Source organism: Flaviflagellibacter deserti (genome assembly GCF_042652085.1).
GTDB classification, from domain to species: domain Bacteria; phylum Pseudomonadota; class Alphaproteobacteria; order Rhizobiales; family Methylopilaceae; genus Flaviflagellibacter; species Flaviflagellibacter deserti.
This window is the reverse complement of record NZ_JBHSJF010000008.1, coordinates 188,275-202,920: the sequence shown is the minus strand read 5'-3', so window position 1 is coordinate 202,920 and position 14,646 is coordinate 188,275. Positions and strand designations below refer to the sequence as shown.

The following is a 14,646-nucleotide window of genomic DNA, read 5'->3' as shown; positions in this document are numbered from 1 at the left end:
AGGCTCAGGCCGACACCGCCGGCACCGTGTCGATCCGATTGGCAGGCTCGGAACGGACAGTCCGCTGGTGCTGCGCGGCATGCGCTGTGGCGATGATCTCCGCATAGATCGCCGTCGCGATCTCCCACGGGGCACGACCGCCGAGCGACAGGCCGATCGGGGCTTTCAGGCGGGCGATATTGTCGTCCGACAATCCCGCCATGCGCAGACGCTCCAGTTTCCCCGGCAGGCGGCGCGAGCTTCCGAGCAGTCCGACATAACCGGCGGCGGAGGGAAGCGCCGCCATCAGCGATGCGTGATCGTGGATTTCGTCGTGGAGCGCAATGACGACGGCGGTCCAGGGATCGAGGCCGATCGTGGCCAGCGCCTCGGAAGGCGACGAGCGATGATAGGCTATGCCCGCCACCGGCGGCGGCGAGAGCGGACCGTTCGGCCGAACGAGCATGACTTCCGCGCCAGCCTGGGTCGCCAGCGCGCACAGAGCCAGCGACATCGGATCGGCGCCGAGAACGACGACGCGCTGGCGCGGGTCGAACCGGCGGACGACGACATCGTCGTCTCCCGTCGCCGGCCGCTGGCCCTGCTCGGTCAGGCACATGCGCTCGCGCCCATTGGTCAGCCACAGCGCGGGCTGCCGGGCTTCGGTGAGAGTGATGAGCCGGGCCGCCGCCGGGTCGTCGGGCAATACGCGCTCGATCAGGACCTCGATCCGTCCGCCGCATGGCAGGCGGATATCGATCGGGCCGCCCTGGCCGTAGACCAGCCAGCGCGGCTGGCCGTCGGCGATGACGGCGCGGCCGTGAAGCACGATATCGGCCTCGACGCAGCCGCCGGACAGATAGCCGGACGCGCCGTCCGAGGTGACGAGCATCTGGGCGCCGACGCCACGAGGAGCGCCGCCCTGGGCCGCGAACAAAGTGACGAGCGCCACCGCGCGATTGCGATCCAGCTCGGCCCGGAGCGCCGGGCGGATGTCGTCGACCAGACCGAACAGGGGCCAGTCATCCTGCGGACTTCCGATGACGGGACCGGTTTCTTCCATCATGGCCTTACTCCCGGCGTCTCGACCGCAAGGCCGGACGCGCGCGTATTAAGATAAGCTTCGAGATCGATGAATTCCTGCGAACCGAATTCGTAAGGCTCGGCCCTGACGCCGACCATGCAATTACGCATGCGGCGCTGGAGCGAGCCGACCGACTGCCATTCCAGGCGATAGATCGGATAGCCCGTCGGATGGGCCTGCGTGATCGGGCTGCCGCCGAGGCGCTTGTCCCAATTGTCGTCATGACAGGACGCGCAGGAGAGATCGAGCTGGCCGATCCTCGCCTCGAACAGGCGTTTGCCATTTTCCCGCGACGGCGTCAGCCGCTCGTCGACGGGCGGCGCGACGGGCATTCCGCGCGATTGAGTGCCGACATAGGTGGTGAGCGCGAGAAGTTCCTCGCTTCCGCGCGGAAACGGTTCGGCCGTTTGCTTGTCCCGGCGGCAAAGCTTGATGCGGCCCGCGAGATCGATCGCCTTGCCGGACGTCTCGTCAAACGCCGGATGACGGGCGGCGGCGCCTCGCATGCTGACCTCGGCATCGCCGTGGCAGGAGGCGCAACTTTTCATCGCGGGACCGACCGGCTCCCGCCACAGACGTTCGCCGTCGAGCACCGAGAACATCCCCGGATTGCTCGTATCGTCCGCCTGCATCGCCTGTGTCTCCCTCGACATGAATCCGCTTCCTGACTTCTTTTCTTCTCCCGCGATCTCCGCCATCGCACCGCCACCAAAAATGATCGCGAAAACCGCGAGGCCAGGCTTTCGCCACACCATCAGTTCACCGCGATTTCGGCCGTCGCCGTCTGCGTCTGGCCGTCGTCACCAGTCCAGGCGAAGGTGATCGTGCCGCTCTCGGTCGCGACCGTCGAGAAGGCGATGAACGGATTGGCCGATACGGCAGGGAACAGATCTGCGGAGAAAATCTCCGCGCCGCCATAGGTGCAGACGAAGCGGTTGATGATGTCGCGCGGGATCATCTGGCCGTTCGGGCCTTGCCGGTAGCCGGTCTCCATCTTGTGCGCGATCATCGCCCTGATCTCGATGATGTCGCCCTTGCGCGCCGTCTTCGGCGCATTGATGAGCGCGCGGGCGGTCATGACAAGTCCTCAATGCAGGCGGCGAGCGTGACGATGACGCTTGCCCGGCTCGACCAGAAACTGCCGTCCGTCAGCTCGGCGATCGCGACGACCGTCTGCGACGTGGCGAGGCGGATGCGCGACGAGACGCGGGCCCGGCCGGAGCGCGGACCAAGGTGGAAGATGGCGATGTCGGCCTGCGGATTCTTCTCGTTGAACAGCGCGATGCGACGGACATGATCCTCGGCCGTCATCGGGCTCTCGACATCGATCGTGACGCCCACCGCGTTGCCGTTTTCGAGCAACGGCGGAATGTCGAGCTTCACCCGGCCGTCGTTCAGAGCCTTGCCGCCGGTGAAACCCCGGATCGCGTCATCCAGCGTCGGGCGGGCAAGGACCGCTCGGGGCAACGTGAGCACGACGAGCCCGGCACCCGCACCGAAGATGAGGTCGCGCCTTGCGAGACGGATGCTGGTCGGACCGGACATCATTAATCCTTCAACGTCACGAGATAGGCGACGATATCCTCGATTTCAGCGGGGTCGAGGATGGTTTTGCCGCGCCATGCCGGCGCCGTGCCCGGATTGTCGGTGGTCTTGAGATAGGACGGCATCAGGCTGGCCGGGTTGAGCGCCTTCGCATCGACGACACGAAGGCGGATCTGTGCCTCCGAAAGTCGCGACCCCACGCCGGTCAGATCTGGCGCGAGATTTCCCTGTAGATGCGGTTCGGGGAACGGACCCATATGGCAGAGAACGCAAAGCGAGCGGTGGCGATCCATGATCAGCCGCAAGCCGTTGGCCGGATCGCCAGGCCGGCCGGTGAGCGAGACCGGGATCGTGTCGCCGCTGACGGCATACGGCACCGGACCATTCTGCGCCGCGGCAGGCGTGACGCCCAGCATAGCGGCGAGGACAAGGGTCTTCACGCGAAAACCTCGCCCGTGATCGTGCGGAACCAGCTGTCCGCGTAGACCGCCTCGGCGGCCCGCACGGATGCGGGAGCGCTGAGCGGGCTCGTGCCGCCCGCCCCTTCGACCTCCGCCAGCAGACCGTCCTTCGGCCGATACACGCCTGCAATGGAAATACCGTAGTCCGGCGCGACGAGACTATAGCAGGTGTTGATCAGCTTCGGCTCGGCCGGCTTCCGGTCACGCAGGAGCGAGATCACGGCCGCGGCGCAGACCTTCGCCTGGGCGTTGGCGGTGAAGGCCGATTTGGGCATCGCGCCACCAATGGCGGCATCGCCAATGACATGAATTCCCGGCTGGAGCTTCGATTCGAACGTCACCGGATCGATCGGGCACCAGCCGGTCTGGTCGGCGACGCCGGCCATCGCGGCGATGGCTCCGGCACGCTGCGGCGGGATGACGTTCGCGACATCGGCCTCGTGGTTGCCGAACTCCGTGATGAGCGTCTTCGTCGACGGGTCGACCTCGGTGACGCGCCCGCCCATGGACAGCGACACCCATTCGATTAAACCGGGATAGAGCTCCTGCCATGCAGCCTGGAACAGGCGCTGCTTCGAGAACTGGTCCTTGGCGTCGAGGATGATCAGCTTCGACTTCGGCTTCGAGAGCTTGAGGTAGTGCGCGATCAGGCTGGCGCGCTCGTAGGGTCCCGGCGGACAGCGGAACGGGTTCGGCGGCGATGAGATGACCACTGTGCCGCCGTCCGCCATCTCCGCGAGCTGGCGGCGCAGGAGCACGGTCTGGCCACCGGCCTTCCAGGCATGCGGCATCGCCTCGACAGCGGTTTCGGAATAGCCGGGGATGGCGTCGAACCGGAGATCGACGCCCGGCGCCACGACGAGGCGCGCATACTCGATCTCGGCTCCGTCGGCGAGACGAACCCTGCGGGCAGCATGGTCGACGCCGGTTGCGGCCTGATGCACGACCTCGATGCCGTCGCGGCGCACGCCGTCATAGGTGAACTGCTGCGCCTCGATCTCGCGCAGGCCGGCGATCACCTCATTGCTGAACGGACAGGCCGTATAGAGCGTCTGCGGCTCGACCAGGGTCACCGCGAGATTGTGATCCTCCTGTTTCAGCGCGCGGGCGCAGCTCGCGCCGGCGAAACCGCCGCCGATGACGACCACGCGGCTCTGCGCCTGTCCGATGGCTGGCGGAGCGCCGAGCGCGGCGACCGCGCCGGAGGCGGCGACGCCCTGAAGGACCGTCCTACGGCTTGGCTGACGCATGGTCTTTACTCGCGAGCCAGTTGGCGATGGCGCGCGTCTCCCCGTCCGAGAAACCCTTGGCGATGCGGTCCATCACCGTCGCAGGACGGCTGCCGGACCGGAACGCCTGCATGTCGGCGACGATCGATTCCGGCGTCCGGCCCGAAAGGGTCGGAACGGGCAGGTCACGACCGGCCGGCGCATGGCATCCTGCACATGCTGTTGCACCGGCCGGCGCTTCGGCGGCTACAGGCATCGCTGCAACGACGCCGAGCACCGCGAGCAGGAGAAGCTCGCGGCGCATCGATCTGCCGCCTGGACTCGCCACGATCCCGCTCAGGCCAGATCGTGGTTCTTCAGCGGCAGGGTGCGGATACGCTTGCCCGTCGCCGCGAAGAGCGCATTGAGAACCGCCGGAGCCGCGACCGCGATCGTCGGCTCGCCAACGCCGCCCCAGAAACCGCCCGACGGCAGGATGATCGTCTCGACCGCCGGCATCTCGGCCATGCGGAGCACGTCGTAGGTGTCGAAATTCTCCTGCTCGATCCGGCCGTTCTTGACCGTGCATTCGCCATAGAGGCTGGCGGAAAGGCCGTAGACGAACGAGCCCTCGACCTGCCGTTCAATCTGCGCCGGATTGACCATGTGGCCCGGATCGGTGGCCGCGACGATGCGGTGGATCTTGAGACGCCCGTCGGTCACCGACACTTCGGCGGCGGCGGCGACATAGCTGCCGAAGCCCATGATCTGGGCGAGGCCGCGATGAACGCCCTGCGGCGGGGCCTTGTCCCAGCCGACGCCCTCGGCGACCGCGTTCAGCACCGCGAGGTGCTTCGGGTGCTTCGCCATCAGCTTGCGCCGGAATTCCAGCGGATCGACGCCGGCCGCATGGGCCAGTTCGTCCATGAAGGATTCCACGTAGATCGCATTCTGGTTGAGGTTGACGCCGCGCCAGAAGCCCGGCGGGATCGGCGGATTGCGCATCGCATGGTCGATCACGAGGTTCGGGATCGTGTAGCCGAGATGGCCTTCCGGACTGCTCGCGGTGAGGCCCTGGAAGACGACCGGATCCATGCCGCCCTGCATGCCTTCCGGCCGCACCGTCGCAAGGATCGACTGGCCGGAAATCCGCATATGCAGCGCCGTCAGATTGCCCTGCGCGTCGAGCGCGCCGGTCATCTTGCACTGCGTCGTCGGATGGTAGGCGCCGTGGAGCATGTCTTCCTCACGCGTCCAGAGCAGCTTCACATGCGTGCCGGGAACCTCCTTGGCGAGGAGCACGGCCTGCCGGACATAGTCCTGGAAATTGCCGCGCCGACCGAAGCCGCCGCCAAGATGCACTTTGTGGACGTCGCACTTCTGCACCGGCAGGCCGGCGGCTTCGGCCGCAACTGCGAGGCTCGATTCACCGTTCTGCGTCGGCACCCAGACTTCGCAGCGATCGGGCGTATAGAGCGCCGTGGCGTTCATCGGCTCCATCGTGGCGTGGTTCTGGTACGGAAAGGCGTAGGTCGCGGTGACCACCTTGCCGCCACCGGAGAATTGCGCCTGCACGTCGCCCACCTTGGTCGACACGAAGGCGTCGTTGGCATCGAGACCGGCCTTGAGCATTTCGGCGATAGAAGCGGTCGAGACATCCTTGTTCGGACCCTCGTCCCAGGTCACCGGGAGGGCATCGAGCGCGGTCTTCGCCCGCCACCAGGTATCGGCAATGACCGCGACCGTGGTGTCGTCGATCTTCACGATTTTCTTCACGCCGGGCATGCCGGAGACGGCAGCCGCATCGAAACTCGCGACCTTGCCGCCGAAATGCGGGCAGGCCCGAACGGCAGCGTTCAGCATCCCGGGGAATTTCAGGTCGGCGCCATAGACCTGCTTACCCGTCAACTTGTCGGCCGTATCGAGGCGGGGCAGCGGCTTGCCCGCGATCGTCCAGTTCTTCGGATCCTTCAGCGCGATATTACCGGGAGGCGTCTGCTTCGCGGCAGCTTCGGCGACCTTGCCGTAGGTCGTGGTGCGCTTGCTCGGATTGTGAGTGATCACACCCTTTGAGACCGAGCACTCCGAGCGCGGAACCTTCCACTCGGCAGCGGCGGCGGCGACCAGCATTTCACGCGCGGCGGCTCCGCCCTGGCGCACGTAGTCGTGCGACTCCCGGATACCGCGGCTGCCGCCTGTCGAATAATTGCCCCAGACACGGTTGCGGGCGAGATTCTGGCCGGGCGACGGATATTCCGTCGTGACCTTCGACCAGTCGCATTCCAGTTCCTCGGCGACGAGCTGGGCGAGACCGGTCAACGTGCCCTGCCCCATTTCCGAGCGGGCGATGCGGATGACCACCGTCTCATCCGGCTTGATGACCACCCAGGCATTCACTTCCGGAATGGTCGCGCCCTGGGCCAGGGCCTCAGGCGTGAACGGGATGTGGAAGCCGAGCGAGAAGCCGCCGACTGCGGCGGCGGAGCCGACAATGAAATTGCGGCGCGAAACCTTGGTTGCGATCGTCATGTCCGCCTCCCTCAACCGGCTTGGGTGGAGCCGCCCTTGGCGGCCTCTTTGATCGCGGCGCGGACACGATTGTACGTCCCGCAGCGGCAGATATTGGTGATCTCGGCGCTGATATCCTCGTCGTTCGGATTCGGATTCTGCTGAAGCAGACCGGCCGCCGCCATGATCATGCCGGGCTGACAATAGCCGCACTGCGGCACGTCGAGCGCGAGCCAGGCCTTCTGCACCGGATGGGAGCCGTCCGGCGACAGGCCCTCGATGGTGACGATCTTCTGCTCCGGAGCGATTGCGTTGATGGGCATCGCGCAAGAGCGCGTCGCGATTCCGTCGATGTGAACCGTGCAAGCGCCGCACTGAGCGATGCCGCAGCCGAACTTGGTGCCGGTCAACCCGGCCTGCTCGCGGATCACCCAGAGTAGCGGCGTTTCGGGATCGACATCGAAGTCGCGTGCCTCGCCATTAATCGTCAGTCGAGCCATGTTGATCTCCTCCTGAGTTCGGCTGTCACTGGGCTGCTGGTGTTTGCGAGGAAAGACCGCGCAGATAGGCGACGATCGCGCCGCGCTGCGTCTGGTCGCGCAGGCTGATCGTCATCGTGGTGTTGGGAACGAGCTTGCGGGGATCATCGAGATAGGCGTTCAGCGTCTCGTCGCTCCACACGATGCCTGCATTCTTCAGAGCATCGGAGTAGCGGGCGCCTTCAACGGTGCCAGCTTTCCGGCCGAACACGCCCGACAGGTTTGGGCCGACCCGGGTCTGGCCGGGCTGGACGCTGTGGCATGTCCCGCAGCGCTGCTGGAAAAGACGCTGGCCGTCAGCCGAGGCGTCCTGCGCCTGCGCCGAGCCGATACTGAAACTTGAGACGACTAGAGCTGAAGCGAAAAGCCTGAGGCTCATTTGGACACTCCGATAACCGGCGCGGAGTGTGCACTTGGAAGGCCTCTAAACTTTGCCACCTGGATCGCGAAGTGTCAGCGAATGTCGCGGAAAGAAGCTTCGGCCAAACTTTGATACAAATAACGGTCGGATCATTCGGCCGGCGAATTACCCCAGGCAAGCGGCTGGTTAGGAACGGGTTCCGCCTTTGAAGCCTTGCGGGCTTTATCGACGGGCTGCGTCTGCGGCAGCGTGATGGTCGCGCGGAGTCCGGTGCCGGTATTGGCGAGAACGATATCGCCGCCATGGTGCCGGACGATATCGCGTGCGATCGACAGGCCGAGCCCGATACCACCAGTCTCGCGGTTGCGGGAATCCTCCAACCGGAAGAACGGGGCGAAGACGCGCTCGACCGTATCGACCGGAATTCCCGGGCCGTCATCCTCGATCATGATGTTGATCGCGGCCGCGTTCGCCCGGAGACTGACGCGCGCACGCTCGCCATAGCGGACAGCGTTCTCGATCAGATTGCGCACGGCGCGCTTCAGCGAGTCCGCGCGGCAGCGATAGCCGATCTTCGGCGCCTCGGTGAACGTCACGTCGTGGCCGATTTCGGCGATGTCGTCGCAGAGGCTGCCGACGAGCGCCGTCAGATCGACGTTTCGCGTTTCTTCCTCGACCGCCTCGTCGCGGGAGAAGGCGAGCGTCGCCTCCGTCATCTGCCGAAGCTCGTCGAGCGTGCTCAGCATCTTCTCGCGCGTCTCGTCGTCGGAGACGAACTCGGCGCGCAGGCGCAGCGATGTCAGCGGCGTGCGCAGATCATGACCTATGGCGGCGAGCATGCGCGTGCGGTCCTCGACGAAGCGCTGCAGACGCGCTTGCATCAGGTTGAACGCTTCCGTCGTCTGGCGGATGTCGTCCGGCCCGCGCTCGGGCAAAGGTGGCACGCTTTCGCCGCGCCCAAGCGCTTCGGCGGCAACCGCGAGGCGGCGCATCGGGCCGGTCATGCCGCGCGCGATCAAAGCGGCGCAGATGGAAAGGATGATCGCGGTTACGGTCAGCGAGATCAGGGACCGCGACGTCCACATCCCGTTGATGATCTTCTTGGAAAAGGCGGTGTTCAGCCAAGTTCCGTCAGCGAGCTGGACGGTGAGACCCATGCCCATGCCTTGGGGCTGGTTCAGATAGAGAAACTTCGCCGAACGGGAGAGCGGCCACGCATGAGCTGGCAGGTCGCCCCATGCAGGAAGCTGTTCGGTCGCAACGCTGGTGGGACCGGCCGTTTCCGGCGCATGAGGTGGTACGGGCTCGCTCACGCCATTGGCGATCTTCTGCACAGTTGGCAGGGGTTCGGCGAGACGAGCCTTGGCGTCCCGGCGCCAGGACGCCGCATCCTCGGGAAAGTCATGCGAGATCCAAAATCGCGAATAGGTCGTGCCGCTGGCGAGAAGGACATCCGCGTGCACATCGGATGGCGTCGATTCCAGGACCTTGGCCACAGAGGCGCAGCGGCTAAGAAATTCGGCCTTCGCCGATCTGAACAGAGCCTCGTCGCGCTCGGTGCTGAACAGCAGCAGGCTGATGCCCTGCGACAAAGCGAGCGCGAACAGCATCACCGCGATGAAGCGGGCGGCGAGGCTCTTGTTCCAGAGGCTGATCATGCGGACGAAATCTCCGCGGAGAAGCTGTAGCCGCCACCCCAATGCGTCTTGATCAGCGCTGGAGTCTTCGGATCGGCCTCGATCTTCTTGCGAAGTCGGCTGACCTGATTGTCGATACTGCGATCGAACGGATCGGCGGTGCGGCCCACCGTCAGATCGAGAAGCTGGTCGCGGCTGAGGACTAGGCCGCCGTGATCGAGGAATACGCTGAGAAGTCGGAATTCGGCCGTGCTCAGCGGCACGATCATGCCGTCCTGGTCGGTCAGTTCGCGCCGGCCGACATTGAGCGACCAGCGGTCGAACGCAACCTCCTTGGCTTTGATCTGGCCGCGCTGCGGCGGCAGGCTCTGCACGCGGCGAAGCACGGCCTTGATGCGAGCGAGAAGTTCCCGGGGATTGAACGGCTTGGAAAGATAGTCGTCCGCTCCGAGCTCGAGCCCGACGATGCGGTCAGTCTCCTCCGCCATCGCGGTCAGCATGATGACCGGAAGGCTGGTCGATTCACGGATATACCGGCACAGGGAGAGCCCGTCCTCTCCGGGCATCATGACGTCGAGCACGACGAGATCGATGCCGTTGCGCTCGATCAGCTTACGGCACGCGGCCGCGCTGTCGGCGAGGCTGGTCCGATAGCCATGCTTGCTGAGGTATTTGCCGACTAGGTCGCGGATGTCGCGATGGTCGTCGACAATGGCGATGTGTGGCACCGCATCCATGAGAGAGCTCCTGAAAGGTTCTCTACCCCCGTCTCTCCGAGTGTACAGGGGAAAATTGTATCAAAACGTCCCCCGTTCGTGCAGCGCGACAACCAACGACAAAGTGGGCTTCCGGCGGGAAGTCTCTGCGACATTGGCCGCCTAGATTAGCGGCGTTCGGGCGGTCACGGTTCCCGCCGCCCGGGCTGTCCCCCGTCGACGCCGCCGGCCCAGCCGGCGGCGTTTTCTTCGAGTCCCGGCAAATGGATCGCGCCGCGGGCGAACTTGTAACGAAATATCGCTCATTGGGCGGTGGTCAACAAAGGATATCAAACCGCCTGCTCGCCGGCGAATTTCTGCGACATCCCTGCATTAGCCTCGGCATCAGTTCGGAAAGCGTGAAATCAGAAGCTCTGTTGCTTCGCCCAGCGACGCCTTGCGTCGGCTTCTCACAAGGAGATCGGCCATGACGAAAATTCAGTACGTCTATGTTGCGACCGTACTCGCGAGCTTTCTGGTCGCGTTCGGCCTCGCCTATATTCAGACCGCCTGAACCGCGCAGATCACAAGACAGATTTGATTTTGGGAAGATTGGTGGAGCCGAGCGGGATCGAACCGCTGACCTCGTCATTGCGAACGACGCGCTCTCCCAACTGAGCTACGGCCCCACGAAGGGCGTCATTTACGGTGCGGCGTCGAAGAGTGTCAAGGCGAAGGACACGGGCTTGAAGCGCGGATGAACGGCCGGTACAACTCGGCCTCCTTCCGGGGCGGGATCTTCTCCATGAGCGCGATCGTCTGGCTACTGCTTACGATCATCAACATCTACTTCTGGATCGTCATCGCATCAGCCGTTCTGAGCTGGTTGATCGCGTTCAACGTCGTCAATCCCCGTAACCAGATCGTCGGCACGATCTGGGACACGCTGGTCAGGCTCACCGAGCCGGCCCTGGCGCCGATCCGTCGTATCCTGCCCAATCTCGGCGGCATCGACCTTTCGCCGGTCGTGCTCCTGCTTCTGCTCGGCTTCCTCAGCCGACTGATCATCGAGCTCTACGCCAGCCTGGCGGTCTCTCCGACTCTATGACGGGCGAAGCGTGGTCGGTCACGCCGACCGGGCTGCGAGTCGCGGTCAGGCTGACGCCGAAGGGCGGACGTGATGCCTTCGACGGCATCGACGCTTTGGCGGACGGAACGATTGCCGTGAAAGCGCGAGTCCGCGCCGCGCCCGAAAATGGCGAGGCCAATGCCGCGATCCTGGCCCTGCTCGCGGAAATCGCCGGCATTCCGAGATCGAGAGCCGTGCTCGTGTCGGGACATACCGCCCGTCTCAAAACCATCGACCTTGCCGGCGACGGCGCGGCTCTCGCCGCGAAATTCACTCAGGCGCTCGCCGCGCTCTAGACATTTGAGGAGTTCGCGCATGAGCGCCAAAGTGATCGACGGAAAGGCCATCGCCGAAACCCTTCGCGCCCGGATCGCCATCGAAGCCGCCAAGCTGATCAAGGATCATGGGGTGACCCCCGGCCTGACCGTCGTCATCGTCGGAGACGATCCGGCAAGCCAGGTCTACGTCCGGTCCAAGGTCAAGCAAACCGCCGAGGCCGGCCTGAACAGCACCGAGCACAAACTTCCGGCGGATACGTCGGAGGCCGATCTCCTTGCGTTGATCGCCAAGCTCAATGCCGACCCCTCGGTGCACGGCATCCTCGTTCAGCTGCCGCTGCCGAAGCAGATCGATGCAGAGCGCGTGATCCAGGCGATCGATCCCGCCAAAGACGTCGACGGCTTTCACCCGATCAATGTCGGTCGGCTGAATGCGGGACTGGACTCGCTGGTCCCCTGCACCCCGCAAGGTTGCGTGCTCCTCGCCAAGACGATCCATCCGGATCTCACCGGCATGAACGCCGTCGTGCTCGGTCGCTCGAACATCGTCGGCAAGCCAGTGGCGGCTCTCCTCATCCAGGAAAGTGCGACCGTCACCATCGCACATTCAAAAACGCGCGATCTGAAGCAGGTCTGCCGCGCCGCCGACCTCCTGGTGGTGGCAGTCGGCCGTCCGGAGATGGTGAAGGGCGACTGGATCAAGCCGGGCGCGACCGTGATCGATGTTGGCATCAATCGGGTGCCGGGCGCCGAAGGCAAGACCAGGCTCGTCGGCGATGTCGATTATGCGGAAGCAGCGGAAGTCGCCGGTGCGATCACGCCGGTACCTGGCGGCGTCGGACCCATGACGATCGCATGCCTCCTGGCGAATACGCTGAAAGCGGCGGCTCTTGCCGCCGGCCACGAGCCGCCGAAATTCTAAAGAATAACGCTCGGGGCGCCCAGGCGCCCCGAGTTCGAAAATCAAACCGCGACGGCCTTGCCGACCTTGCTCGCGCGGGTAATCGCTTCCGAAATCAGCTGCTTGGCCTCGTCTGCCTGACCCCAGCCCACCAAGCGCGACCACTTCGTCGATTCCAGATCCTTGTAGTGCTGGAAGAAATGGGCGATCTGCTCGAGCGTGATCTCCGGCATGTCGGAGACGGTGTGGATCTTCTCGTAGCGACGGGTCAGCTGCGAGGACGGCACCGCTATGATCTTCTCGTCGCCGCCGCTTTCGTCTTCCATCTTCAGGACACCGACAGGACGGCAGTTCATCACGCCGCCCGGCACAATCGCGCGGGTGTTGGCGACGAGAACGTCGATCGGATCGCCATCATCGCTGAGCGTGTGAGGAACGAAGCCGTAGTTCCCCGGGTAACGCATGGATGTGTAGAGGAAGCGATCAACGAACAGCGCACCCGACGCCTTGTCGAGCTCATATTTGATCGGCTCGCCGCCAATCGGAATTTCGATCACGACATTGACGTCGTCTGGCGGGTTGAAACCGATCGGGATGGCGTCAAGACGCATGGCTTTTCCTTATGTTACACACTCGCACTAGACCGAGAGGCGCCTGGCTGCAAGGCGCGCGCCACGAAGCCTCGCTGCGGCGGAAAGCCTCAACAGACGGGCTTCGGTTCCGTCAGACCCAGGTAAAGGCGATCTTCTCCAGCGTCACGCCGCCGAAATTCTCGGTGCCGCGCGCAACCGTTGTGCCGCCCATCGCGCGATAGAAGTCGCATGCGATGTCATTGTCCGACAGTGCCCAGACTGCCATACCAACGACACCGTTCGCGGCGATCTCGCGCCGGCAAGCGACAAAAAGCTGCTTCCCGAAACCGAGACCGTGGAACGCCGGACGCACATAGAGCTCATAGATTTCGCCGGCAACCGGCAGGGCGCTCGACCGGTTCCGCCCATAGCTGGCGTAACCGACGATCTCCTCTCCACCGGCGACCAGGACGAGGATGCGACTGCCCTTCCCGATCGCCGATTCCCACCATTTCGCGCCACGGCGGCTGACCATGCGCTCAAGCTGGCTGCCGGGAATGATCCCCCGATAGGCGTAAAGCCATGCCTCGTCATGAACCTCCGCGATCGCACCACCGTCTCCGGTGCGGGCAGGGCGGACATCGATCGCGAGCGTGCTCATGGCCAAAGCGTAAGCCCGCTTCGACGCGCTTGCCAAGACCTTGACAAGCCTCGCCTTGCCGCATGCCACACAGGCGCGTATTGATCCCGGCTACCCGCGATTGTCACACATTGCGGAACACGGCCATCGCCCCATTTACTGAGCGGTAGCGCACCGTCAGCGAACGGCCCGTCGGAGACTTTTCATGCTTGCCAGCGACCTCACCCCGCCTTCGGCGAACGGTCTGGTAAAGGACACCTCCACCAAGGATTTCATGGTCGACGTGATCCAGGAATCGCGCAATCAGCCGGTCCTGGTGGACTTCTGGGCGCCGTGGTGCGGCCCCTGCAAGCAGCTCGGCCCGGTCATCGAGCGCGTCGTCACCGAGGCCGGCGGCAAGGTGAAGCTGGTCAAGATGAACACGGATGAGCATCCGTCGATCGCGGGCCAGCTCGGGATCAAGAGCATCCCAGCGGTCATCGCCTTCATCGACGGCCAGCCCGTGGACGGCTTCGTCGGCGCGCAGCCCGATTCCAAGATCCGCGAATTCATCGACCGCCTCACCAAGCCGATGGAAGCGGCCGATGCCGCGGCCCTGCTCGACGAGGCCGAGAAGCTGCTCGCGGCCGGCGACCTGCCCGGCGCGGCCGAGCTCTTCGGCGGGCTGCTGGCCCACAAGCCCGACGAACTGCGCGCCATGGCCGGCATGATCAAGGTCCAGCTCGCGGCCGGGGACGTCGAGAATGCGAGGAATCTCCTCGCCTCCGTTCCGGCGGACAAGGCCGCTGACCCGGCGTTCGCCGCCGTTCGCGCCCAGATCGAACTCGCGGAGAGCGCGCCCGATCAGGGCGAACTCGCGGCGCTTGAGGCAGCCGTCGCCCGCGACCCGGCCGATCACCAGAGCCGGCACGACCTCGCGGTCGCGCTCGCCGCGGACGGCCGCAAGGAAGAGGCCGTCGACCACCTTCTCTCGATCGTCCGCAAGGACCGCGAATGGAACGAGGACGGCGCGCGCAAGCAGCTCGTCCAGCTGTTCGAGGCCTGGGGGCCGATGGATTCGGCGACGATAGCCGGCCGCCGCAAACTGTCGTCAGTCCTGTTCTCATAGA

18 protein-coding genes and 1 tRNA gene are annotated in these 14,646 nt (G+C 64.8%); 4 read left to right on the top strand and 15 right to left on the bottom strand.

Translation table 11 applies throughout. From position 1 onward, the window contains the following. Positions 1-4: 4 nt before the first annotated feature. The 13 genes from ACFPFW_RS16660 to ACFPFW_RS16600 all read right to left on the bottom strand — a co-directional run bounded on the left by ACFPFW_RS16660 (position 5) and on the right by ACFPFW_RS16600 (position 10,706). Positions 5-1,045 (bottom strand): XdhC family protein, encoded by a 1,041-nt coding sequence (locus tag ACFPFW_RS16660; protein WP_379771633.1) that lies wholly within the window; start codon positions 1,043-1,045, stop codon positions 5-7. Then, positions 1,042-1,818: a sulfur oxidation c-type cytochrome SoxA gene (gene soxA / locus ACFPFW_RS16655; RefSeq protein WP_114956325.1), complete on the bottom strand. Its 777-nt coding sequence runs from the start codon at positions 1,816-1,818 to the stop codon at positions 1,042-1,044. The genes ACFPFW_RS16660 and soxA overlap by 4 nt, the downstream gene beginning before the upstream one ends. After that, on the bottom strand, positions 1,818-2,141 hold the full coding sequence (soxZ, locus tag ACFPFW_RS16650; RefSeq protein WP_114956326.1) for a thiosulfate oxidation carrier complex protein SoxZ: 324 nt from the start codon (positions 2,139-2,141) through the stop codon (positions 1,818-1,820). The genes soxA and soxZ overlap by 1 nt, the downstream gene beginning before the upstream one ends. Next, a complete protein-coding gene (locus ACFPFW_RS16645) occupies positions 2,138-2,611 on the bottom strand; it encodes a SoxY-related AACIE arm protein (protein WP_379771631.1) in 474 nt (157 codons plus the stop codon). The genes soxZ and ACFPFW_RS16645 overlap by 4 nt, the downstream gene beginning before the upstream one ends. Next, positions 2,611-3,048 carry a sulfur oxidation c-type cytochrome SoxX gene (gene soxX / locus ACFPFW_RS16640; protein ID WP_379771629.1) on the bottom strand — a complete coding sequence of 146 codons (438 nt, stop codon included), beginning with the start codon at positions 3,046-3,048 and terminating at the stop codon, positions 2,611-2,613. Before soxX ends, ACFPFW_RS16645 begins: the two co-directional genes overlap by 1 nt. Beyond that, positions 3,045-4,319 carry an FCSD flavin-binding domain-containing protein gene (locus ACFPFW_RS16635; protein WP_114956327.1) on the bottom strand — a complete coding sequence of 425 codons (1,275 nt, stop codon included), beginning with the start codon at positions 4,317-4,319 and terminating at the stop codon, positions 3,045-3,047. The genes soxX and ACFPFW_RS16635 overlap by 4 nt, the downstream gene beginning before the upstream one ends. Continuing rightward, a complete protein-coding gene (locus tag ACFPFW_RS16630; protein ID WP_114956328.1) occupies positions 4,300-4,602 on the bottom strand; it encodes a c-type cytochrome in 303 nt (100 codons plus the stop codon). Before ACFPFW_RS16630 ends, ACFPFW_RS16635 begins: the two co-directional genes overlap by 20 nt. 32 nt (positions 4,603-4,634) lie before the next feature. Beyond that, positions 4,635-6,806, bottom strand: a complete 2,172-nt coding sequence (locus ACFPFW_RS16625) for a xanthine dehydrogenase family protein molybdopterin-binding subunit (protein WP_114956329.1) — start codon at positions 6,804-6,806, stop codon at positions 4,635-4,637. An 11-nt stretch (positions 6,807-6,817) separates the two neighbouring features. After that, the gene (locus tag ACFPFW_RS16620; RefSeq protein WP_114956330.1) at positions 6,818-7,285 is read right to left on the bottom strand and encodes a (2Fe-2S)-binding protein; all 468 of its coding nucleotides are present in this window, start codon (positions 7,283-7,285) and stop codon (positions 6,818-6,820) included. A gap of 25 nt (positions 7,286-7,310) precedes the next feature. Then, positions 7,311-7,703: a c-type cytochrome gene (locus ACFPFW_RS16615; RefSeq protein ID WP_114956331.1), complete on the bottom strand. Its 393-nt coding sequence runs from the start codon at positions 7,701-7,703 to the stop codon at positions 7,311-7,313. A gap of 131 nt (positions 7,704-7,834) precedes the next feature. Further along, positions 7,835-9,343: an ATP-binding protein gene (locus ACFPFW_RS16610; RefSeq protein ID WP_114956332.1), complete on the bottom strand. Its 1,509-nt coding sequence runs from the start codon at positions 9,341-9,343 to the stop codon at positions 7,835-7,837. After that, a complete protein-coding gene (locus tag ACFPFW_RS16605; RefSeq protein WP_114956333.1) occupies positions 9,340-10,059 on the bottom strand; it encodes a response regulator in 720 nt (239 codons plus the stop codon). Before ACFPFW_RS16605 ends, ACFPFW_RS16610 begins: the two co-directional genes overlap by 4 nt. 571 nt (positions 10,060-10,630) lie before the next feature. After that, positions 10,631-10,706: transfer RNA gene (locus ACFPFW_RS16600), tRNA-Ala, on the bottom strand. A 116-nt stretch (positions 10,707-10,822) separates the two neighbouring features. Here ACFPFW_RS16600 and ACFPFW_RS16595 point away from each other — a divergent pair. Genes ACFPFW_RS16595 through folD form a run of 3 tightly spaced genes read left to right on the top strand, consistent with a single transcriptional unit; the run spans position 10,823 to position 12,346 of the window. Further along, entirely contained in the window at positions 10,823-11,125 is a 303-nt protein-coding gene (locus ACFPFW_RS16595; RefSeq protein ID WP_114956449.1) for a YggT family protein, read from the top strand. Next, the gene (locus tag ACFPFW_RS16590; protein ID WP_114956334.1) at positions 11,122-11,442 is read left to right on the top strand and encodes a DUF167 family protein; all 321 of its coding nucleotides are present in this window, start codon (positions 11,122-11,124) and stop codon (positions 11,440-11,442) included. The genes ACFPFW_RS16595 and ACFPFW_RS16590 overlap by 4 nt, the downstream gene beginning before the upstream one ends. A gap of 19 nt (positions 11,443-11,461) precedes the next feature. Next, on the top strand, positions 11,462-12,346 hold the full coding sequence (gene folD / locus ACFPFW_RS16585; protein WP_114956335.1) for a bifunctional methylenetetrahydrofolate dehydrogenase/methenyltetrahydrofolate cyclohydrolase FolD: 885 nt from the start codon (positions 11,462-11,464) through the stop codon (positions 12,344-12,346). Positions 12,347-12,387: 41 nt separating this feature from the next. Here the strand turns inward: folD and ppa are convergent, their stop codons facing one another. Further along, positions 12,388-12,936, bottom strand: a complete 549-nt coding sequence (ppa, locus tag ACFPFW_RS16580) for an inorganic diphosphatase (protein WP_114956336.1) — start codon at positions 12,934-12,936, stop codon at positions 12,388-12,390. Positions 12,937-13,048: 112 nt separating this feature from the next. Next, positions 13,049-13,558 carry a GNAT family N-acetyltransferase gene (locus ACFPFW_RS16575; RefSeq protein ID WP_114956337.1) on the bottom strand — a complete coding sequence of 170 codons (510 nt, stop codon included), beginning with the start codon at positions 13,556-13,558 and terminating at the stop codon, positions 13,049-13,051. Between the two features lie 184 nt (positions 13,559-13,742). On the opposite strand from ACFPFW_RS16575, the gene trxA reads away from it, so the two are divergent. Further along, a complete protein-coding gene (gene trxA, locus ACFPFW_RS16570) occupies positions 13,743-14,645 on the top strand; it encodes a thioredoxin (protein ID WP_114956338.1) in 903 nt (300 codons plus the stop codon). Position 14,646: the final 1 nt, after the last annotated feature.